Origin of the sequence: Azorhizobium oxalatiphilum, assembly GCF_014635325.1 — a bacterium.
Classification (GTDB): Bacteria; Pseudomonadota; Alphaproteobacteria; order Rhizobiales; family Xanthobacteraceae; genus Azorhizobium; species Azorhizobium oxalatiphilum.
Window position 1 is genome coordinate 1,566,517 of sequence record NZ_BMCT01000001.1, and the last position, 19,500, is coordinate 1,586,016.

15 protein-coding genes and 1 tRNA gene are annotated in these 19,500 nt (G+C 66.8%); 13 read left to right on the forward strand and 3 right to left on the reverse strand.

The features are described from left to right. Positions 1-120: 120 nt before the first annotated feature. A tRNA-Cys gene (locus IEW24_RS06970) sits at positions 121-194 on the reverse strand. Positions 195-399: 205 nt separating this feature from the next. Between IEW24_RS06970 and IEW24_RS06975 the strand changes: the two genes are divergently transcribed. From IEW24_RS06975 to IEW24_RS28630, 8 genes are all read left to right on the forward strand, one after another. Further along, a complete protein-coding gene (locus IEW24_RS06975) occupies positions 400-1,071 on the forward strand; it encodes a protein-L-isoaspartate O-methyltransferase family protein (protein WP_188576634.1) in 672 nt (223 codons plus the stop codon). A gap of 187 nt (positions 1,072-1,258) precedes the next feature. Next, positions 1,259-2,650, forward strand: coding sequence for a TolC family outer membrane protein (locus IEW24_RS06980; protein ID WP_188576636.1), 1,392 nt, complete (start codon positions 1,259-1,261; stop codon positions 2,648-2,650). Between the two features lie 172 nt (positions 2,651-2,822). After that, the gene (locus IEW24_RS06985; protein WP_188576638.1) at positions 2,823-3,857 is read left to right on the forward strand and encodes a PopZ family protein; all 1,035 of its coding nucleotides are present in this window, start codon (positions 2,823-2,825) and stop codon (positions 3,855-3,857) included. A gap of 355 nt (positions 3,858-4,212) precedes the next feature. Next, positions 4,213-7,002: a valine--tRNA ligase gene (locus IEW24_RS06990; protein ID WP_188576640.1), complete on the forward strand. Its 2,790-nt coding sequence runs from the start codon at positions 4,213-4,215 to the stop codon at positions 7,000-7,002. Between the two features lie 419 nt (positions 7,003-7,421). Further along, positions 7,422-8,237: a tetratricopeptide repeat protein gene (locus IEW24_RS06995; RefSeq protein ID WP_188577454.1), complete on the forward strand. Its 816-nt coding sequence runs from the start codon at positions 7,422-7,424 to the stop codon at positions 8,235-8,237. Between the two features lie 128 nt (positions 8,238-8,365). Next, positions 8,366-9,376 carry a BMP family protein gene (locus IEW24_RS07000; RefSeq protein ID WP_188576642.1) on the forward strand — a complete coding sequence of 337 codons (1,011 nt, stop codon included), beginning with the start codon at positions 8,366-8,368 and terminating at the stop codon, positions 9,374-9,376. Positions 9,377-9,513: 137 nt separating this feature from the next. Beyond that, positions 9,514-9,795, forward strand: a complete 282-nt coding sequence (locus IEW24_RS07005; protein ID WP_188576645.1) for a hypothetical protein — start codon at positions 9,514-9,516, stop codon at positions 9,793-9,795. Between the two features lie 84 nt (positions 9,796-9,879). After that, entirely contained in the window at positions 9,880-10,692 is an 813-nt protein-coding gene (locus tag IEW24_RS28630) for a TonB family protein (RefSeq protein WP_244644200.1), read from the forward strand. Positions 10,693-10,709: 17 nt separating this feature from the next. Here the strand turns inward: IEW24_RS28630 and xth are convergent, their stop codons facing one another. After that, the gene (xth, locus tag IEW24_RS07015) at positions 10,710-11,498 is read right to left on the reverse strand and encodes an exodeoxyribonuclease III (RefSeq protein ID WP_188576646.1); all 789 of its coding nucleotides are present in this window, start codon (positions 11,496-11,498) and stop codon (positions 10,710-10,712) included. Between the two features lie 192 nt (positions 11,499-11,690). On the opposite strand from xth, the gene IEW24_RS07020 reads away from it, so the two are divergent. Together IEW24_RS07020 and IEW24_RS07025 are read left to right on the forward strand one after the other, a co-directional pair. Then, complete coding sequence (locus IEW24_RS07020; protein ID WP_188576648.1) at positions 11,691-13,097, forward strand: MBOAT family O-acyltransferase; 1,407 nt, start codon at positions 11,691-11,693, stop codon at positions 13,095-13,097. Between the two features lie 2 nt (positions 13,098-13,099). Beyond that, positions 13,100-14,239 (forward strand): alginate O-acetyltransferase AlgX-related protein, encoded by a 1,140-nt coding sequence (locus IEW24_RS07025; protein WP_188576650.1) that lies wholly within the window; start codon positions 13,100-13,102, stop codon positions 14,237-14,239. 39 nt (positions 14,240-14,278) lie between these two features. Here IEW24_RS07025 and erpA read toward each other — a convergent pair whose 3' ends face one another. Beyond that, positions 14,279-14,617, reverse strand: coding sequence for an iron-sulfur cluster insertion protein ErpA (gene erpA / locus IEW24_RS07030; RefSeq protein ID WP_188576652.1), 339 nt, complete (start codon positions 14,615-14,617; stop codon positions 14,279-14,281). Positions 14,618-14,725: 108 nt separating this feature from the next. Between erpA and IEW24_RS07035 the strand changes: the two genes are divergently transcribed. The 3 genes from IEW24_RS07035 to IEW24_RS07045 all read left to right on the forward strand — a co-directional run bounded on the left by IEW24_RS07035 (position 14,726) and on the right by IEW24_RS07045 (position 19,429). Beyond that, positions 14,726-15,922 (forward strand): deoxyguanosinetriphosphate triphosphohydrolase, encoded by a 1,197-nt coding sequence (locus IEW24_RS07035; protein WP_188576654.1) that lies wholly within the window; start codon positions 14,726-14,728, stop codon positions 15,920-15,922. Positions 15,923-15,956: 34 nt separating this feature from the next. Next, complete coding sequence (gene argS, locus IEW24_RS07040) at positions 15,957-17,714, forward strand: arginine--tRNA ligase (protein WP_188576655.1); 1,758 nt, start codon at positions 15,957-15,959, stop codon at positions 17,712-17,714. A gap of 71 nt (positions 17,715-17,785) precedes the next feature. After that, positions 17,786-19,429, forward strand: coding sequence for an SPOR domain-containing protein (locus tag IEW24_RS07045; protein WP_188576657.1), 1,644 nt, complete (start codon positions 17,786-17,788; stop codon positions 19,427-19,429). Positions 19,430-19,500: the final 71 nt, after the last annotated feature.

A 19,500-nucleotide genomic window follows, 5' to 3' on the forward strand; every position in this document is an offset into this window, starting at 1 on the left:
CGCGGCCGGTTCCCGGCACGGCGCAGCGCCCCGGGGCAGTGGATCTTCCGATATGGGAAAGATGCAGACCCGTGGGCCGTTGGAGCGATGGGCGCGGAAAGCACGCGGCGGATCGCTGACTGGAGGCCACGCCCGGAATCGAACCGGGGTGCAAGGATTTGCAGTCCTCTGCGTAACCACTCCGCCACGTGGCCTCACCGAGCGGCTACCTAAAGCACCCGGCGTCCGGGGGCAAGAGGGTGATGGCCGAAGCCTGTGCGGGGCTGGGGATGGCGCTGCCGTCTTAACCTTCAGCGCGCAGCCGCCGCACGGGAAGCGCTGACGCCGCCTTGCAAAAATGGCGGCGGTGTGGCTCTTGAGAGGAAGTATAAGGCCCGCTGGACGTGCCGGAGGACTGTGATGACCGATTACGTGGAACTGCGCCGGGGCATGGTGGATAGTCAGGTGCGGGCCAATGACGTCACGGATCTGCGAATCGTCGCCGCCATGCAGGAAATCCCCCGTGAACGCTTCGTTCCGGCGGCGATGAAGTCCCTGGCCTATATCGACGACGATCTGGTGGTGCGCCCCGCTTCTGCCGGGCAGGCTGCCCGCTATCTCATCGAGCCCATGGTGCTGGCCAAGCTGATTCATCTCGCCGAAGTGCATGCGGATGCACTGGTGCTCGATGTGGGCGCCGGCACGGGCTACTCGACCGCCATTCTGGCGCGCCTGTCGCAGCAGGTGGTTGCGGTGGAGGACGATGCCGAACTGGTTGGCACCGCCAATGCAGTGCTGGGCGATCTGGCCATTGCCAATGCCGCCGTCATGCAGGGTTCGCTGACGGCCGGCTGGGCCCCGGAGGCTCCCTACGACGTGATTCTGCTGAACGGCTCCGTGGACGAAGTGCCTGCGGCCCTGTTCGCCCAGCTGAAGGACGGCGGGCGTCTGGTGGCCGTGGTCGGTCGCGGCGGGGCTGGACGGGCGACCGTCTACACCAAGGTTGGCCAGGCAGTGTCGGAGCGGGTGGTTTTCAACGCTTCGCTCCCGCCCCTGCCGGGCTTTGAAGCCGCTCCCCGTTTCACGTTTTGACGGTCAAAAGGCGTGGGCGCAGGGGCAACCTGTGTCCGAACTGCCGCGGTTCCTAAAAAAGCAGTGGTACGTCGAACCAGTCGGTTCCTTCGGTCTGGGTCGATGGCTATGTTCGCATTCACATCCGCGCGTCTGGCTTCGCACGGGATTCTACGGCTTGGGCGGAGCCGCGGTTCGGGAGATTTCAATGTCGCTTGCGACGTATTTTGGCCGCCGACTGTCTGTTTTTGCTGCGGCCGTTGTCGTTACGGGAAGCGCCCTGGCGTCGAGCGTGTCCGCGCAGACGCTGGATGCAGCGCTCGCACAGGCTTACGTCAATAATCCTTCCCTGAATGCCCAGCGCGCCGGGACCCGCGCAAACGACGAGACTGTGCCGCAGGCGCTGTCCGGTTATCGTCCCAACGTTTCGGTCGGCGCCAGCGTCGGCAGCGAGTATTCCCGGGCCCGGACCGGCGGTGTGTCCTCGGACGGCTCGCTGGTGCCGCGTGCGGTGAACCTCACCGTCAGCCAGACCATCTTCAACGGCTTCCTGACGGCGAGCACGACGCAGAGGGCCGAATCTACGGTGAAGGGCTCTCGCGAGACCCTGCGCAACACCGAGCAGGTGGTGCTGCTCAACGCCGCCACCGCTTACATGAACGTGCTCCAGGCCGTCGCCCTGCTGGACCTGCAGCGGCAGAATCTCGCCGCCCTGCAGCAGGAACTGCGCGCCACCCGTGACCGCTTCAACGTGGGCGAAGTGACGCGTACGGACGTGGCGCAGGCCGAGGCGCAGGTCGCCGACGCCAATTATCAGGTGGCTCAGGCTGTCGCGAATCTCTCTGCCACGCGTGCCGTCTACCGGCAGGTGATCGGCGTCGAGCCCGGTTCTCTGACCCCGCCGCGCTCCATCGAGTACATGCTGCCGGCCAGCGTCGAGCGCGCCGTGTCGCTGGGGCTGTCGCAGCATCCGGCCGTGCAGGCCTCCAAGTTCGCCGTGGATGCGGCGATGTTCCAGGTGAAGATGTCCGAAGCGGGCCTCTCGCCCGTGGTGAGCGTGCAGGGGCAGCTCTCGCAGAGCTACGACCAGAGCAACGCCGTGGACAGCGCCAGCGCCGCACAGGTCTCCCTCAACCTGACGGTTCCGATCTATCAGGGCGGCGCGGAGTATTCCGCCATTCGCCAGGCCAAGGAACTGCTCTCGCAGGCCCGGATCGAAGTGGACGTGAACCGCGATACTGTTCGGGCCAATGCGGTGCAGTACTGGGGCGCGCTGGAAGCTGCCAAGGCGCAGATCCAGTCGGCTCAGGCCTCGGTTGCCGCCAATACCCTCGCGCTGGAAGGCGTGCGGGAAGAGTGGCGTGTGGGCCAGCGCACCACCACCGACGTGTTGAACGCCCAGACCGATCTCACCAATGCCAAGTCGGCGCTGGTGACGGCGCAGCGTGACCGGGTGGTCGCGGCTTATTCGCTGATCTCCACCGTCGGCAAGCTCGATGCGCTGTCGCTCAACCTGAAGGTCCCCGTGTACGATCCGCGGGTGCACTATCATCAGGTGCGCGACGCATGGGCCGGCACGCGGACGCCGGACGGAAAATAATCGCTGGATAGGCTGGGCGGTCCCTGTTGTGGCCGCCCGAGCCGGTGACATACTTGGCTCGTACATGGCGATTCTGGCGTCCAAACTGAAACTCAGCGTACCGCGTGGGTTGAAGGACGTCTTCGGCCGAGGGCGAGACATGTCCGCATATCCAAAGCCGCAAGAGCCTTCCATGGAGGACATTCTCGCCTCCATCCGGCGCATCATTTCCGATGACGATCACGAGCCGGTTCGTCGTCCTGCCCCGCCGCGGCAGGATGGGGCCTCGCGCGATTCCGTGACGCGCGCTGGCGCCGAATCGCCCATGCGGGAGCGGACGACGTCGGGCTTTGAGCCGGCGCGCCCCGAGTACAGCCGGCCGGCTCCGCGTACGGAAGCCAGCCGCCCCGGGCAGCTGCGTCCGGACCTGCCGCGCCCGGATCTGCATCACCACGATGCTCCCCGCTACGACGCTCCCCGCCCGGATGTGCTGCGTGCCGAAGTGCCACGTGCCGCCGCGCCAGTGGTCGCGCCCGCTCCGGTCGCGATGCCGCGTGCGGAGACGTTCCGCAGGGAGCCGGCCGAGCCTGTTTTCGGCGAGCGCGAGCCGCTGCGGCCGTCCGATACACGCCGGGAAATTCCGGACCTCGATCTGCTGCGTGCCGAGGCGCGACCGTCTGCGGCCGCCCGTCCGGAGGCTGCGCGTGCGGCCCCGGTGGAGGCGCCGCGCCTGCCGCCGATTCCCGATCGCTGGCAGGATGAGGCCGCATCGCACACGCCCGTTGCTCATGGGGCGTCCGCGGACGATTTCGATTTCGAGGCCGGCATCGAAGAGGCCCTGGCCCAGCTCGAGCCCGCGCCCGCACCCGTCGCGCAGCGTGCGCCGGTGGCTCAGGCCGTGATACCGCCTCGCGTGGTTGTGGAGCCGGAACCTGTTGCGGCCGCGCCCGTCTCGCGCGATCTGCCGGAAGTCCGGCCTGTCCGGGTCGAGATTCCTGCCGCCCCGCGTCGTAAGGAATTGCTGTCGCCGTCCGTGGATGCGGCTGTCGCGGCTGCCTTCGGCTCGCTCGGCAGCGCAGCTCTGCCGGAGCAGGGCCGCACGGTGGAGGATCTCATGAAGGAGATTCTCCGGCCGATGCTGAAGACCTGGCTGGATGAGAACCTGCCCGACATCGTCGAAGGGCTCGTACGCGCCGAGATCGAGCGCGCGTCGCGCGGCGGGCGCTGATCCGCTGCATTCGGGCGCAGCGCGGAGGCGCGCGCCCATGGCCGCTGCCTTCGCCGCTGTTGACGGGGACGTCTCGTTGACGCGGACACCCCGTTGACGCGGAGGGGGAGGAGCGGCTTTAACCCCTGAGATTGCATGAGTGGTGCTGCTGGCCGTGAGTGCCTGTGGCGGCCGCTCGTGCTGCGATCCGCGCGGCGGCCTTGCCGGCGCGCATCGCGTGCTTTTCCCCGGCGATCGCCTGTCCGTTGCCTCGTGCGCCCGGAGGCATCGCCGGACTGTCCCTTGGCCTGCGCGCGGATGCGCCATGCCATCCTGTTTCCTGATGAGGGCGCAGAGGCGCCCGCGGAGCGCGTCAATGCTCGACAAGATCTTCGATCCCGCCGCCGTCGAGGCTCGTATTTCGGCTGAATGGGAAAAGGAAGGCGCTTTCCGCAGCGGCCGGCCGGAGCGCAAGGATGCGCCGGGCTTCTCCATCGTCATCCCGCCGCCGAACGTCACCGGCTCGCTGCACATGGGCCATGCGCTCAACAACACGCTGCAGGACGTGCTGGCGCGCTTCGAGCGCATGCGCGGCAAGGACGTGCTCTGGCAGCCCGGCACCGATCATGCGGGCATCGCCACCCAGATGGTGGTGGAGCGCCAGCTCATGGAGCGCCAGGAGCCGGGACGCCGCGACATGGGCCGGGCGGCCTTTGTGGAGCGCATCTGGGAGTGGAAGGCGGAATCGGGCGGCACCATCGTCAATCAGCTGAAGCGCCTCGGCGCCTCCTGCGACTGGTCGCGCGAGCGCTTCACCATGGACGAGGGCCTGTCCCGCGCCGTGCTGAAAGTGTTCGTGGAGTTGCACCGCAAGGGCCTGATCTACAAGGACAAGCGCCTTGTGAACTGGGATCCCAAGCTGCTCACCGCCATCTCGGACCTGGAGGTCCAGCAGGTGGAGGTGAAGGGCAATCTCTGGCACCTGCGTTATCCGGTGGAAGGCCAGCCGGGCCGCTTCATAACGGTGGCCACCACCCGCCCGGAGACCATGCTGGGCGACACGGCGGTGGCCGTGCATCCGGAAGATCCGCGCTATCTCGACCTGATCGGCAAGTTCGTGGTGCTGCCGCTGGTCGGCCGCCGCATCCCCATCGTGGCGGACGAGTATTCCGACCCGGAGAAGGGCTCGGGCGCGGTGAAGATCACCCCGGCGCATGACTTCAACGACTTCGAGGTCGGCAAGCGCCACGATCTGCCGATGATCAACGTGCTGGATGCGGAAGCACGCATCGATGCCACGGGCATCCGCGAGGATTATGAGGTCCGTCGCGAGTCCTATGTGGACGATCCGGATTTCGGCGGCGTGCTCTCGCAACTCGCAGGCATGGATCGCTTCGCCGCGCGCAAGCAGATCGTCGAGCTGTTCACCGGCCTTGAGCTGCTGGAGAAGATCGAGCCGAACCCGCACACCGTGCCCCACGGCGACCGCTCGGGCGTGGTGATCGAGCCGTGGCTCACCGACCAGTGGTACGTGGACGCCAAGACGCTGGCCCAGCCGGCGCTTGCCGCCGTGCGCGAGGGCCGCACCACCTTCGTGCCGAAGAACTGGGAAAAGACCTATTTCGAATGGCTGGAGAACATCCAGCCGTGGTGCGTCTCGCGCCAGCTCTGGTGGGGCCACCAGATCCCGGCCTGGTACGACCCCTTCGGCAACGTCTTTGTCGAGCTGGACGAGGATGCGGCCTTCGAGGCGGCCATCGCCAAGAACGTCGGCGCCGAGAACCTGACGCCGGACGAGGCACAGGCGCTGATCGATGATGCCGACAAGCGCGCCCAGTTCCTCACCCGCGACGAGGACGTGCTCGACACGTGGTTCTCCTCGGCCCTGTGGCCCTTCTCGACCATGGGCTGGCCGGACGAGACGCCGGAACTTAAGAAGTTCTACCCCACCTCGGTGCTCGTGACCGGCTTCGACATCATCTTCTTCTGGGTCGCCCGGATGATGATGATGGGCATCGAGTTCATGGACGGCGAGATCCCGTTCAAGGACGTCTACATCCACGCCCTCGTCCGCGACGAGAAGGGGGCCAAGATGTCGAAGTCCAAGGGCAACGTCATCGACCCGCTGGACCTCATCAACCAGTATGGCGCGGACGCTTTGCGTTTCACGCTGGCCGCCATGGCCGCGCAGGGGCGCGACATCAAGCTCGCCACCTCGCGCGTCGAGGGCTACCGCAACTTCGCGACCAAGCTCTGGAACGCCTCACGCTTTGCCGAGATGAACGGTTGCGCGCGGGTGGAGGGCTTCGACCCCAAGGGCGTCAACGGCACGCTGAACCGCTGGATCCTCGGCGAGGCCACCCGCGCCGCCAATGAGGTGACGGCCGCCATCGAGGCCTATCGCTTCAACGAGGCGGCGGGCGCGGCCTATCGCTTCATCTGGAACGTGTTCTGCGATTGGCATCTGGAGCTGGCCAAGCCCGTCCTCTCCGGCCCGGACGGCGCCGCCAAGGACGAGACTCGCGCCACCACCGCCTTCGTGCTCGATGTGGCGCTGAAGCTGCTGCATCCGTTCATGCCCTTCCTCACCGAGGAGTTGTGGGCGCGCACCGGCGAGCAGGGCCCCGCCCGCGACAGCCTGCTGGTGCTGTCGCAATGGCCGGTGCTGTCGCTGGAGGCGCCCGATGCCGAGGAGGAAGTGGGCTGGGTGCTGGACCTCGTCACCGAGGTGCGCTCGGTCCGCGCCGAGATGAACGTGCCCGCCGGCGCGCAGGTGCCGCTTGTGCTGGTGGACGCCAGCGCGGATACCCGCGCCCGCGCCTCCGCCTGGGATGACGTTCTGCGCCGTCTCGCCCGCCTCTCGGAGATCACGCAGGCCGACGCCATGCCGGCCGAGAGCGTGCAGATGGTGGTGCGCGGCGAGGTGGCGGCCCTGCCGCTGGCCGGCGTCGTGGACCTCAAGGGCGAGCTTGAGCGCCTGCGCAAGGAGGCGGGCAAGCTCGATCAGGAGATCGCGCGCATCGACGCCAAGCTGGCGAACGAGAAGTTCGTGGCCAAGGCCGCCGAGGAAGTGGTTGAGGCCGAGCGCGAGAAGCGTGCGGAATATATCGCCCGCAAGGACAAGGTGATGGCCGCCGTTAACCAGCTTTCCGGCGGCATCGCGTGAAGTACTGGCGCCTCACGGTCCTGTGACGGCAAAGACACACCGTCATGCATATGCATGACGGCTGGAACTTCGCGGCGCCCTGCGCCGCGAAGCCGCCACAAAACGACACAAGATCGGCGATGGCAACGGCAGGCGCTTGAGTTGGGACCATTCCCAGCCGCCGTGCCCGAGGCAGGTCGCAGATGCGTGCGTTGAGGGCGGTATCAGGGCTGAAAGTAGGGCGCGCAGGCTCGCGCTGCCAAGGAGAAGCCTTGGCTCGGCCTTGCGTCGGCCCCGATGTCGCCCGCAGTGGCTGGCATCCTCTGCGCACTATGGATGTGGTGGCTTTCATTCGCGGCACGAAAGGGCGCGCCCTCAAGGGGCGTTCCTCCGGTCGCTCGCGCTCGGGTCTTGCGCTCGGGGCGGCACTGGGGCTCGCCATGCTGTGTGGCGCCTTCTCTCCCGCTTATGCCTTCGACGGCAATACGGACGGCAACGCCGGTTCCGGCGGTCTGACGCCGCCGGCCAGCCTGCCGCTGCCTCCCGGCACCCGCCCGGTGGACGAGGCCTTCCGCTCCGGTGCTCAGGCACTGAGGTCCGGCCAGACGGCCAAGGGGGTGGATGCCCTGCGCTATGCAGCCGATCAGGGACATCCCGCCGCTCAGTGGAAGCTCGGCCGCATGTATGCGGACGGCGACGGCGTGAAGCGCGACGACGCCAAGGCCTTCGAATATTTCAGCCGCATCGCCAATCTGCATGCCGAGGACTATCCCGGCACGCCGCAGGCGCGCTTTGCGGCCAGCGCCTTCGTGGCGCTCGGTTCCTATTATCTGGTCGGCATTCCCAACACGGCGGTGCGGCGCGATCCGGCCCGCGCGCGGGACATGTTCTCCTATGCCGCGTCCTATTTCGGCGATCCCGACGCCCAGTTCCGCCTCGGCAAGATGTATCTCGATGGCGTCGGCGCCCAGCGTGAGCCGCGTCAGGCTGCCCGCTGGCTGATCCTTTCTGCCCAGAAGGGGCAGTATGAGGCGCAGGCCCTGCTGGGGCATCTGCTGTTTCGTGGCGATGATGGCATTCCGCGTCAGGGCGCCCGTGGTCTCATGTGGCTGACGCTGGCCCGTGATGGTGCGGCGGCTCCCGAGGACAAGTGGGTGGTGGACCTCTATGAGGACGCCTTCACGGAAGCGACCCCCGATGAGCGGGCGCTGGCCCTGCAGTATCTGGAGCAGTGGCTCAAGACCGCCCAGCGCTGAGGCGCTGGCCCCCGCCATAGGCGGTGGGCTCTTCCTGCTTTCCTCTTCTTGTCCCTGCTTCCCCTCGCGTCATAATGGCATGCGGTGGTTTCGGCCGCCGTGACTGTTCGTTCGCGCGAGAGGCCCGCATGCCGCTTTTCAGCCGTCGCCAGATCGTTGGGGCAGGGGGCGTCGCCCTGTCCGCCCTCGTACTGCCCGTTCTGCCTCTTTCCGCCTCTGCGGCTGTCACCAAGGTGGGGCTTTTGCTGCCGGGCAAACGGGATGACGGCGGCTTCATGCAGGCGGGCTATGCCGGCTTCGAACAGGCCGTGAGCGAACTAAAGCTCGACGCCGTGGTGGTGGACGGTGTGCGGCCGCAGAAGGACGAACTCGTCGCGGCCCTGCGCAAGCTGGCGGCCGACAAGCCGCAGGTGATCGCGGCTCATGGCGGCCAGTGCAACGAGGCGGCGAAGGTCGTCGCTGCCGACCATCCAGACATCCAATTCCTCGTCATCCAGGGCGGCGTCGAAGGTGCAAACCTGACCAGCTATGAGGTTCTGCAGGAAGAGTCGGCGTGGCTGGCGGGTGCAGCGGCGGCGCTGCTGACGACGACCGGCGTCGTGGGCCACATCTCCGGCATCCGCGTGCCGCCGGGCCTGAAGGGGCGCGCGGCCTATGCGGCGGGCGTTGCCCATGCGAAACCGGACGTGAAGCTGCTCACCACGTTCTGTGGCGAGCAGGACGACGTGGCGCTCGCCCACAAGGTGGCGGTGGCGCAGGCGGATGCGGGTGCCGACATCATCTTCACCATGCTCAATGCCGGTCGCCCCGGCGCCATCGCGGCTTGCCGGGAAAAGAAGATCCGCCAGATCGGCAATGTGCGCGACTGGGGGCCCGTGGCGCCGGACGTGTTCGTGGCCAGTGCCATTGCGGATGTGGGCATCGCCATGCGGAATGCGGTGAGCGATGCCGCTTCGGGGCGCCTCGTGCCCGGCAAGCATGTGAAGCTTGGCGTTTCCTCCGGCAATGCCGTGCGGCTCGCTCTTGCGCCGGAGGTGCCGGCCGACGTGCGGGCCAAGGTGGAAGCCTATGCCGCTGATATCGCGCTGGGAAAGATCAGAGTGAGCACTGAGTACAGTGGGGTGGAATTCCAGCCGTAAACCACTTGGTGCGAGGGCGTCCTGTGCTCTCCATGTACTTAGACTGGAATTGTTATACTTAATCAGTCGACCCCGATGGCTTGAAGCCTTTGGTGGCTGCGCGTATCCCTGATGCACGATTGACGTGAGGATGGCGCGTGGGCTCGATGCCGGGGATTTCTGAAAGTGATGTGATCACGGCCGTCGGGCCGGCGAGCCAGCTCATCATTCGGGAGATTCTGCGGACCAAAGCCAGCCTCCGTGAGTTCCGGCACGCCCTTGCGTTCATCGCGGGTTCCTCGAATGCCGAGGCCTCGGCTTATGGCGCGCTCTCTGACCGCGTGCAGCGGCTGGTGGATCTGCTGGAGGCGGCTCCCGCCGTGTCCGCCGTGAGCCTGGCGGCGGCGGCGCGCCATTTTGCGGTCCGGCCCCATGTGTGAGGGGCATTCCACCCGTCATCGGGCGTTCGGTTTGCGGGCCGCAATGCGCGCGACCGTGTCTGGCGCCGCCGGCGAGATGGTCCATTGACCCACAGGGTCGCGCATCGCAGGCCCCCGGCGAGGGGGCGGGTCGTTTTCCAGCAGGCCGAGCGGCGGACTCCGGGCTTCCTGCTGTGGGGGGCAGCCGCGATCTTCGTCTGCTTTGCCCACGTGGCCTTCGCCTGGGTGACGTTTCTGTCGCCCCAGCGCCCGCAGAAGATGGGCGAGCAGGCCGCCGCCATCATGGTGGAACTGGCTCCGGCACCAAGCCCCCGGCTTCCCGATACCGGGGTGGCGATGAGCCCGGCCGGGCAGGTGAGCGCCGCTCTGGACACCACGCCCGCACCGGATGCGTCGCCGGCCACACCTCCCGTGCCCGCGGCTGTGCCGAACCGGATCACGGGCGCTGTCCCCCTGCCGACCCGGCCGCCTGATACACGACCTTCTCGGGGCACCACCGCGCGGCAGGCCGAGACGAAGCCCGCGCCGGATGCGCGTCAGGAGGCCGCCGCCCCCTCCAGCGCTCCGGCCAGTTCGCCTTTGCCGCAGATGGCCGATGCCAGCGCGACGGCCTCCGATTTGCCGTCGGACTGGAAAAGCCGCCTTCTGGCGCATCTGAACAAATACAAGCGTTATCCCGCCGGCGCTCGTACCGAGGGCGTAACTGTGATCAGCTTCGCCATGGATCGCGACGGCCAGCTTCTGGGATATGCCGTGGCGCGCTCATCGGGAGATCCGGCTCTGGATGCGGAGGCATCGGCGATGCTCCAGCGCGCCGTGCCCCTGCCGCCTTTTCCGCCGGAAACTCTGGCTAACAGCCTCCAGCTGACCGTGCCGGTGCGCTTCACCGTCCGCTAGAGAACAACTGGCGCTCGTCAGGCGGCGAGCTTCAGGTCCACCCAAACGGGCACGTGGTCGGAGGGGCGTTCCCAGGCGCGCACGTGCTTGTCGATGCCGGCACCGATCAACCGGTCGGCCGCCTGCGGCGACAGCAGCAGATGGTCGATGCGGATACCGAAGTCGCGCTGCCAGGCGCCGGCCTGATAGTCCCAGAAGCTGAACAGGCGGTCGCTGTCCGAGGTGGCGCGGATGGCGTCGGTGAAGCCCATGGCCAGCAAATCGCGGAAGGTGGCGCGGGTGCGCGGCAGATAGAGCGCGTCCTGCGTCCAGGCGGAAGGATCGGAGGCATCTGCCGGGCCGGGAATCACATTGTAGTCGCCGGCGATGACGAAGGGCTCTTCCAGCTTCAGCCGCTCGGCGGCAAAAGCCTTCAGCCGGGCCATGAAGCCCATCTTGTAATCGTATTTCTCGGTCTGCGGCGGGTTGCCGTTGGGCAGATACATGCAGCACACCCGCGCCACGCCGCCCTTCACCGACACCACCGCCTCGATGAAGCGGGCCTGCACGTCGCTCTCGTCGCCGGCAAGGCCGTGGGTCACATCCTCCAGCGGCAGCTTGGACAGGAGCGCCACGCCGTTGAAGCCCTTCTGGCCGTGCACGGTGACGTTGTAGCCCAGCGCCTCGAACGGCTCGCGCGGGAACTGCTCGTTCTGGCACTTGATCTCCTGCAGGCACACCACGTCCGGTTGCGTCTCCTTCAGCCAGGTGACGGCCTGTTCGGCGCGGAGGCGGATGGAATTCACGTTCCAGGTGGCGATGCGCATGGGGGCTCCTTCAGGCAGGCAAGCATAGAGATGCGGGGCAGGGCAGGGAACCGGCGAAGCCGGCCCGTCAACCGCCTTGTGCCGTTACGGTGTGTGGTATGCTGCATTCCCATTTCCGTGAGCGTGCTTGCTAACGCCTCTAAACGGTGGCATTGCCACAGGCAAAGCAGACGCAGGTCCGGCACGCACGGTATGACATTCGCCTCCATTGAGTTCCTGTTCTATTTCTTTCCTTTGTTTCTTCTGTTGTATTTTACAGCGAAGGATCTGAAGGTCAGGAACTTCATTCTCGTTGTCTTCTCCTTGGTCTTCTACTCGGTCGGCTACACGCCGCACCTGCTGCTTCTGCTCGTCTCCATTTATGTGAATTACCGGCTCGCCCTTGCCATCGATGAGCGTGAGGGCTGGCCGCGCCAGAAGATGCTGATCATCGGCGTCACCGCCAATGCGCTGCTGCTGGGCGTGTTCAAATACACCGGCTTTCTGGTGGACAACCTCAACGTGTTGCTGGAGCCCGCGCATCTGCACATTCCCGTGCCGCGCATCTCGCTGCCGCTGGGCATCTCCTTCTATTCCTTCCACGCCATTTCCTACCTCGCCGACATCTACAAGCGACGGGTGCGGGCGAACCGCAGCTTTGCGGAATTCACGCTCTACATGTGCATGTTCCCGCAGCTCGTGGCCGGTCCGATCGTGCGCTATTCGAGCGTGGCCCGGCAGCTGGGCGACCGGCGCACCACCTGGGGCCGCTTCTCGGCCGGCATGCGCCTGTTCGTGATCGGCCTCGCCTGGAAGGTGCTGATCGCTGACGAGGTGGCGGGCCTTGCGGACGCCATCTTCGATTCGACCACCGACCCCACGTTCGTGGAGGCGCTGGCGGGTGTCTTTGCCTACACCATCCAGATCTATTTCGATTTCGGCGGCTATTCGGCCATGGCGGTGGGCCTTGGCGTCATGGTGGGCTTCACCCTGCCGCGCAACTTCCGGCTGCCCTATGCCGCGCTTAGCGTCACCGATTTCTGGCGGCGCTGGCACATGAGCCTGTCGTCCTGGCTGCGGGACTATGTCTACATCACCATGGGCGGCAACCGCCGTGGCAAGGCGCGCACCTATTTCAATCTGTGGGCCGTCTTCCTGCTGTGCGGCCTGTGGCACGGCGCGAGCTGGAACTTCGTGATCTGGGGCGCCTATCACGGCTTCTTCCTGGTGCTGGAGCGCGCGTGGCTGGGACGCCATCTGAAGAAGCTGCCGTCCGGCTTCTCGCACCTCTATACGGTGGTGGTGGTGATGTTCGGCTGGGTCTGGTTCCGGGCCGAGACCTTCACCGGCGCCATCGACATCTTCAAGGGCCTCCTGGGCTTCAACGGCTTCCATGACCAGTCGCTGGCGCTGGGCTTCGGCCTGCATCCCCTGAGCATCGCGGCCCTCATTGTCGGCACGGTCATCGGCTTCTGGCGCTGGAAGCGTCCCGCTATCCTGAAGGGGGATGGTCTCGTCGCCACCGGCACCGATTACGCCATGATCGTCGTGCTGATGCTCCTTTGCGCCCTCTGGGTGGGCGGCGGCTCCGGCACGCCGTTCCTGTATTATCGGTTCTGACCATGCCGCTCCTCAGCCGCCATCGCCGTTATCTCGGCATCGCCGCCCTCGCGGTCTTCGTCTTCCTGACGCTCGGCAACCTCGTGCCCGATCCCTATGGGCGCGGGGTCTGGCGCACGCGTAACACGCCGCCGGCCAATGTCTGGCAGCAGATCCACATGACGCTGCAGAGCTACGCCCTGTATTTCCAGGACAATTTCGGCTTCCGCGCCAGCATGCCCGTGCTGCGGCGCGACCTGCGCGAGGCCATGGATTCGCCCAACGACCACAACACCTACCGCGGTCGCGACGGGCGCCTGTTCTGGGGCCGGGAGAATACGCCGGCCCAGTCCTCGGGTGATCTCATCCGTACCCATGAGGTGGACCAGTTCGTGCGCATGGCGGCCATCGTCCAGCGCGAACTGGCGCCGCTCGGCACCAAGGTGGTGGTCGCGGTTCCGCCCAATGCGCAGTCCGTGGACAAGGACGACCTGCCGGCCTGGCAGCGCGCGTTCGCGCCGCGCGCCACCGAATATGATCTGATGCTGGCTGGCCTGAAGGCCGATGGCGTCACTGCGGTGGACCTGCGCAAGGTGCTTCAGGATGCGCCTTTCAAGGGGCCGCGTTATCTGCTCACCGATTCCCACTGGAACAACGCCAGCTCGGTCTATGCCTTCAATGCGGTGATGGTGGCCGCGGGGCATCCGGACTGGCAGGTGGACCCCAAGCAGGTGCTGGGTGAACTCGGCCCCTCGCCCATGGGCGACCTGACCCGCACCATGCGCATGCCGCCACAGGTTGCCGACGAAAACTATCCCCTGCGTCTGCCGCCGCCGGACGTGCCCAACCAGCCTTCACCGGACCTGAAGCCCATCCACGAGCATCCGCTGTTCGTGCCCTATGTGCAGCATTTCCGGGATACGGGGCCGCGCGTGATGGTGATCGGGGACAGCTTCACGGTGAACATCTGGACGCGCCTGTTCGCCGCCAGCCCCGTTTCCGAGGCCGCGTGGATGCACTTCAGCCGCCGCACGCTGGGCTACTGCGGGTTCGACATGGCGGATGTGAAGAAATACAAGCCGGCGCTGGTTATTCTGGCGCGTACCGAGCGCTTCTTCCCCTGCCTCAACGGCGCCTGGCCCATCGGCCTGCCTGAAGAATGAGGAGGGCCGGCCGGCGGTGGACGCCGGCCGCAAAGGCCGTCAGAGCGAGAAGCTGGTGCCGCAGCCGCAGGAAGCGGTGGCGTGCGGGTTCTCGATCTTGAAGGCGGCCCCGATCAGATCGTCCACGAAGTCGATCTGGCAGCCGGCCATATAGTCCAGCGACACGGCGTCCACGAGCACGGTCGCGCCGTCCCGCTCGATGACGGTATCGTCGTCGTTGCGGTCCTGCGTCACGTCGAAGCGATACTGGAAGCCGGAGCATCCCCCGCCTTCCACGCTCACGCGCAGGGCGCTGGCGGGAGCCTCGCCTGCAAGGATTTCACTGATGCGCCGGGCCGCATTTGCGGTCACGACGACGGGTTCTGCCTGGGTTGCCATATCTCTACCATCGCCTTTCGGCGGTTGATCAGCTGTTGTCTGGATAGTTAAGTGCGCCCGCTGCCAAGTCAATGTCGCGGGTGCGACGGCCGGTCGCATGGAGGTGGAATGGCTGTTTCCGGAGCGCGGCCCCGCAGGGCCTGGGCGAGCGACGCAACCCTGTCGCGCGGCCGCCTCGTCCCGGAGGAGGAGGGCTCGCGTAGCGCCTTCCGGCGCGATTGCGACCGCATCATACATTCCACGGCCTTCCGCCGGCTGAAGCACAAGACGCAGGTCTTCGTCTTTCACGAGGGCGACCATTTCCGAACCCGCCTCACCCATACGCTGGAAGTGGCGCAGATCGCCCGCTCCATCGCGCGAGCGCTGGGGCTGGACGAGGATCTGGCCGAGGCGCTGGCGCTGGCCCACGATCTCGGCCATCCGCCCTTCGCCCACGCGGGCGAGCGGGCGCTGGACGGCTGCATGGAAGCTTTCGGGGGCTTCGATCACAACGCCCAGTCGCTGCGTGTGGTCACGCGGCTGGAGCGGCGCTATGCCGGCTTCGACGGGCTGAACCTCTCCTGGGAGACACTGGAAGGCATAGCCAAGCACAACGGCCCGCTGACCGATCGCGAGGGGCAGCGTCTGGACCCGCCGGGGGCAAGTCTGCCGCACGCCATCGTGGCCCATACGGCGGTGCAGGATCTGGAGCTGTGGAGCCATGCCGGTGCGGAAGCGCAGGTGGCCGCCATCTCCGACGACATTGCCTATGACGTGCACGATATGGACGACGGCCTGCGCGCCGGCCTGTTCACGCTGGACGATCTGGCGCCCCTGCCTCTGGTGGGCGAGGTGCTGACGGAAGTGCGCGCCGCGTGGCCGGGGCTGGAGGAGGGGCGGGTGATCCATGAGGTCATGCGCCGGCTCATTACCCGCTTCGTGGAGGATGTGGTGCGCGAGACCGAAGCCCGCGCCCGGGATGCCGGCCTCGGCTCCCCGGAGGATGTGCGCCTGCTGGGTCGCACGCTTGTGGGCTTTTCGGATCGGATGCGGGTGGCGGAGAAGGCGGTGAAGGGCTTTCTCTTCCCGCGCATGTATCGCCATGCCCGCGTGAACCGCATCATGGACGAGGCGCAGGACGTGGTGCGTGACCTGTTCGGCTATTTCCTTGCGCAGCCGCAGGAATTGCCCGCCGACTGGCGGCCCGTCGATGCGCAGCCCGATCGTGTCGCCCGCCGCGTGGCGGACTATATCGCCGGCATGACGGACCGTTACGCCCTCGATCTGCACGCCCGTTTTTTTGACGCGACGCCGGAATTGCGTTAAGCGCCCCATGCCCTTCAAGACATTGGATTGAACCATGAACGTCTACGCGATCTTCGCCGATCACGTGCGAGATGCCGTCGCCGCCATCGCGGGCGACCAGATCGAAGCCAAGGGGCTCGATCTCTCCCGTATCGTCGTGGAGCCGCCGCGCGACGTGAGCCATGGCGATCTGGCCACCAATGCCGCCATGGTGCTGTCCAAGGATCTCGGCATGAAGCCGCGCGATCTGGCAGTTGAGATCGCTGGCAAGCTGGCCGCCATTCCGGGCGTTGCCAAGGCCGACGTGGCCGGGCCCGGCTTCATCAACCTGACCCTGGACCCGGCTTTCTGGCCGCAGGTGCTGGCCGCCGTGCTGCGCATGGGCGCGGACTTCGGTCGCTCGCAGGTGGGCGCCGGCGAGGCGGTGAATGTGGAGTATGTCTCCGCCAATCCCACCGGCCCCATGCATGTGGGGCATTGCCGGGGCGCGGTGTTCGGCGACGCGCTGGCGAGCCTTCTGGCCTATGCCGGCTTCAAGGTGACGCGCGAATATTACATCAACGACGCGGGCGCTCAGGTGGATGTGCTCGCCCGCTCGGCCTATCTGCGCTACCGCGAGGCGGCCACCGGCGAAAAGGCGGAGATCCCGGACGGCCTCTATCCGGGCGACTATCTGGTGCCGGTGGGCAAGGAACTGGCCGCCATCCATGGCTCGGAATATCTGGGCTCGCCGGAAAGCGAGTGGCTGCCGATCTTCCGCTCGTTCGCCATCGGCGCCATGATGGTGATGATCCGCGACGATCTCGCCGCGCTGGGCATCTCGTTCGATGTCTTCTTCTCCGAGCGCTCGCTGACCGTCGGCCCCGATCGCGTGGGCCTGACCATCGAACAGCTGCGCCGCACGGGGGAGGTCTATGAGGGCCGCCTGCCGCCGCCCAAGGGCGCGCCGATCGAGGACTGGGAGGATCGCGAGCAGACCCTGTTCCGCACCACCGATTTCGGCGACGACGTGGACCGGCCGCTGGTGAAGTCCGACGGCAGCTACACCTATTTTGCCGGCGACATTGCCTATCACAAGGACAAGTTCGATCGCGGCTTCCGCCGCATGATCGACGTCTGGGGCGCCGATCACGGCGGCTATGTGAAGCGCATGCAGGCGGCGGTCAAAGCGGTGTCCGCCAGTCAGGCCACGCTGGACGTGGAGCTGTGCCAGCTGGTGCGCCTGTTCCGTAACGGCGAGCCTGTGCGCATGTCCAAGCGCGCGGGTTCCTTCGTGACCTTGCGTGAGGTGGTGGATGAGGTGGGCCGCGATGCGGTGCGCTTCATGATGCTGTTCCGCAAGAATGACGCTCCGCTGGACTTCGATCTCGCAAAGGTGATCGAACAGTCGCGCGAGAACCCGGTGTTCTACGTGCAGTATGCGCATGCCCGCACGCAGTCGATCCTGCGTAATGCCAAAGAACAGTATCCGGACCTGCCGGAGGGCATGGGCGTGTATGCGCATGCCCCGCTGGACCGACTCGGTGACGAGGGCGAAGTGTCGCTGGTGCGCCGGCTCTCGGGCTGGCCGCGCCTGGTGGAGCAGGCGGCAAATGCGCGCGAGCCGCACCGTATCGCCTTCTATCTCCATGACCTCGCAAGTGAACTTCACGGGCAGTGGAACCGCGGAAAAGACTTGCCTCATTTACGCTTCATTATGGAGAATGATCGAGAATTGACCATGGCCCGTCTGGCTCTGGTTCAGGGCGTGGCCGCGGTGCTCGGCTCTGGCCTTGGCTTGCTGGGTGTCGAGGCCGTCGATGAAATGAAGTGACCGTCCTGAGCCGGGGCCACCTTGTGTGGCGCCCGGTTGTTTCGGCGGTCTAAGGGCACGATCGAGGCGACATGGGCGACGAAAGCAGGTTCCGCTACCGGCGTGACGAGAATTCCGCCAGCGACGGTCGTTCGCCGCGCCAGGAGCGCGTCGGAACGGAGCGTACGACTGCGACCGCGCGTTCCTACGAAACCACCCGTTCCTACGACCAGCGCACGCAGGACACCCGCGCCCCGGCGCAGGCGAGCCGCGCGGACGACGCCCTCGCCGAACTGGCACGCCTGATCGGCGACGAGGATCCGTTCGCGGACTTCAACGATCTGCGCACCCCCGAGCCGGAGCCGACCCGGACGCGCGCCCGTCCTGAAGCTGCGCCCGCGCCGCAATTCTCCGCGCCGCCGGTGGAGCGCCGCTTCGACGACTGGCAGCCCGGTCGCCGAGGCCAGCGCACGCCGCCGCCCGGTACGCCCACCCATATCGCGCCTTCCGCTGCACCCGCGCCGCAGCAGGCGGATGACTGGGCCGATCAGACCCGTGGCAATGTCCGCCAGGGCTACGGCTCGCTCTCACGCCGCCCCGAGCCGCAGGAAGCCCCTCCGCAGGAGGCCTACGAGCCCGAGCAGCCCGATTACGATCAGCCGGAATATACACAGTCCCATTACACGCAGGCTCAGCCGTCGCGTCAGGCGCAGCGCGCCGCTCCGGCGACTGCCCGTGACGCCCGTCATAACGACGAGGCGGAAGATGATGCGAACTATGCCTATAGCGCGCGTCAGGAACAGTATGACGATTACGACGACGCCTACGATCCGGCCTATTCGGAAGACGGCTACATGCCGCCGCACGACGAGGACCTGTACGAGGCCGAGCCGCGTCGCCGGAAGAGCCGGGCCGTGCTGCTCGCCATCGCCTCCGTTCTGGCGCTGGTCGTGGTTGGCGTTGGCGGCTTCTTCGCCTATCGCATGATGACGGGCTCCAGCAGCACGCAGACCGCTGGCGGTCAGCCGCCGGTGATCCGCGCTGGTGACGCGCCTGTGAAGACCGCCGGCCCCGCGCCGACGTCCTCGACCAACAGCGACGGCCAGAAACTGATCTATGACCGCATGGCAGGCGCCACGCCGGGCAACGAGCGCGTGGTTCCGCGCGAGGAGCAGCCGGTGGATGTGAATGCCGCCGCGGCTGCTGCTGCCGCGAACCAGCCGGCGCCGGCCAATGGCACCGAGCCGCGCAAGGTCAAGACCATGACCGTGCGTGCCGACGGCACCGTCGTCACCAACGCCGCGCCGGTGCCTGCCCGTGCGGGGGGCGTTGCGCCCGTGGCCTATGCGCCGACCCAGAATCCCCTTCCGGTGGCGGCGCCCACGCCGACCCCGGTGACGACCGCGCCGGCCACCGCCAGCGTCGCGCCTGCTGCGGCGCCTGCGCCCGCACCGGCTGCGGCTCCGCCGGTCTCGTCGTCCGCCGCTGGCGGCTATGTGGTGCAGGTGGCCTCGCAGAAGTCCGAAACCGACGCCATGGGCTCCTGGAAGATCCTGCGCTCGCGCTATCCGCAGTTGCTCGGCAATTACGAGGCGTCGGTGAAGCGGGCGGATCTCGGCGAGCGCGGCATCTATTACCGCGCACAGGTCGGCCCGTTCGGAACCCGCGAGCAGGCCAACGAACTCTGCCAGAGCCTGCGGGCGCAGGGCGGCGATTGCCTGGTCCAGCGCAACTGACGCCTGTCCGGATGATCTGACGAACGTTTGCAAAAGGCGGCCTCCGGGCCGCCTTTCTGCGTTTGGGGAAG

What these genes read in the sequence shown, in the direction of transcription:
- IEW24_RS06985 (WP_188576638.1), top strand. Translation starts at nt 2,823, where the DNA reads ATGGAGGACATTCTCGCCTCCATCCGGCGCATCATTTCCGATGACGAT.
- IEW24_RS07000 (WP_188576642.1), top strand. Translation starts at nt 8,366, where the DNA reads ATGCCGCTTTTCAGCCGTCGCCAGATCGTTGGGGCAGGGGGCGTCGCC.
- erpA (WP_188576652.1), bottom strand. Translation starts at nt 14,617, where the DNA reads ATGGCAACCCAGGCAGAACCCGTCGTCGTGACCGCAAATGCGGCCCGG.
- IEW24_RS07045 (WP_188576657.1), top strand. Translation starts at nt 17,786, where the DNA reads ATGGGCGACGAAAGCAGGTTCCGCTACCGGCGTGACGAGAATTCCGCC.
- IEW24_RS06975 (WP_188576634.1), top strand. Translation starts at nt 400, where the DNA reads ATGACCGATTACGTGGAACTGCGCCGGGGCATGGTGGATAGTCAGGTG.
- IEW24_RS07035 (WP_188576654.1), top strand. Translation starts at nt 14,726, where the DNA reads ATGGCTGTTTCCGGAGCGCGGCCCCGCAGGGCCTGGGCGAGCGACGCA.
- xth (WP_188576646.1), bottom strand. Translation starts at nt 11,498, where the DNA reads ATGCGCATCGCCACCTGGAACGTGAATTCCATCCGCCTCCGCGCCGAA.
- argS (WP_188576655.1), top strand. Translation starts at nt 15,957, where the DNA reads ATGAACGTCTACGCGATCTTCGCCGATCACGTGCGAGATGCCGTCGCC.
- IEW24_RS07025 (WP_188576650.1), top strand. Translation starts at nt 13,100, where the DNA reads ATGCCGCTCCTCAGCCGCCATCGCCGTTATCTCGGCATCGCCGCCCTC.
- IEW24_RS06995 (WP_188577454.1), top strand. Translation starts at nt 7,422, where the DNA reads ATGCTGTGTGGCGCCTTCTCTCCCGCTTATGCCTTCGACGGCAATACG.
- IEW24_RS06990 (WP_188576640.1), top strand. Translation starts at nt 4,213, where the DNA reads ATGCTCGACAAGATCTTCGATCCCGCCGCCGTCGAGGCTCGTATTTCG.
- IEW24_RS06980 (WP_188576636.1), top strand. Translation starts at nt 1,259, where the DNA reads ATGTCGCTTGCGACGTATTTTGGCCGCCGACTGTCTGTTTTTGCTGCG.
- IEW24_RS07020 (WP_188576648.1), top strand. Translation starts at nt 11,691, where the DNA reads ATGACATTCGCCTCCATTGAGTTCCTGTTCTATTTCTTTCCTTTGTTT.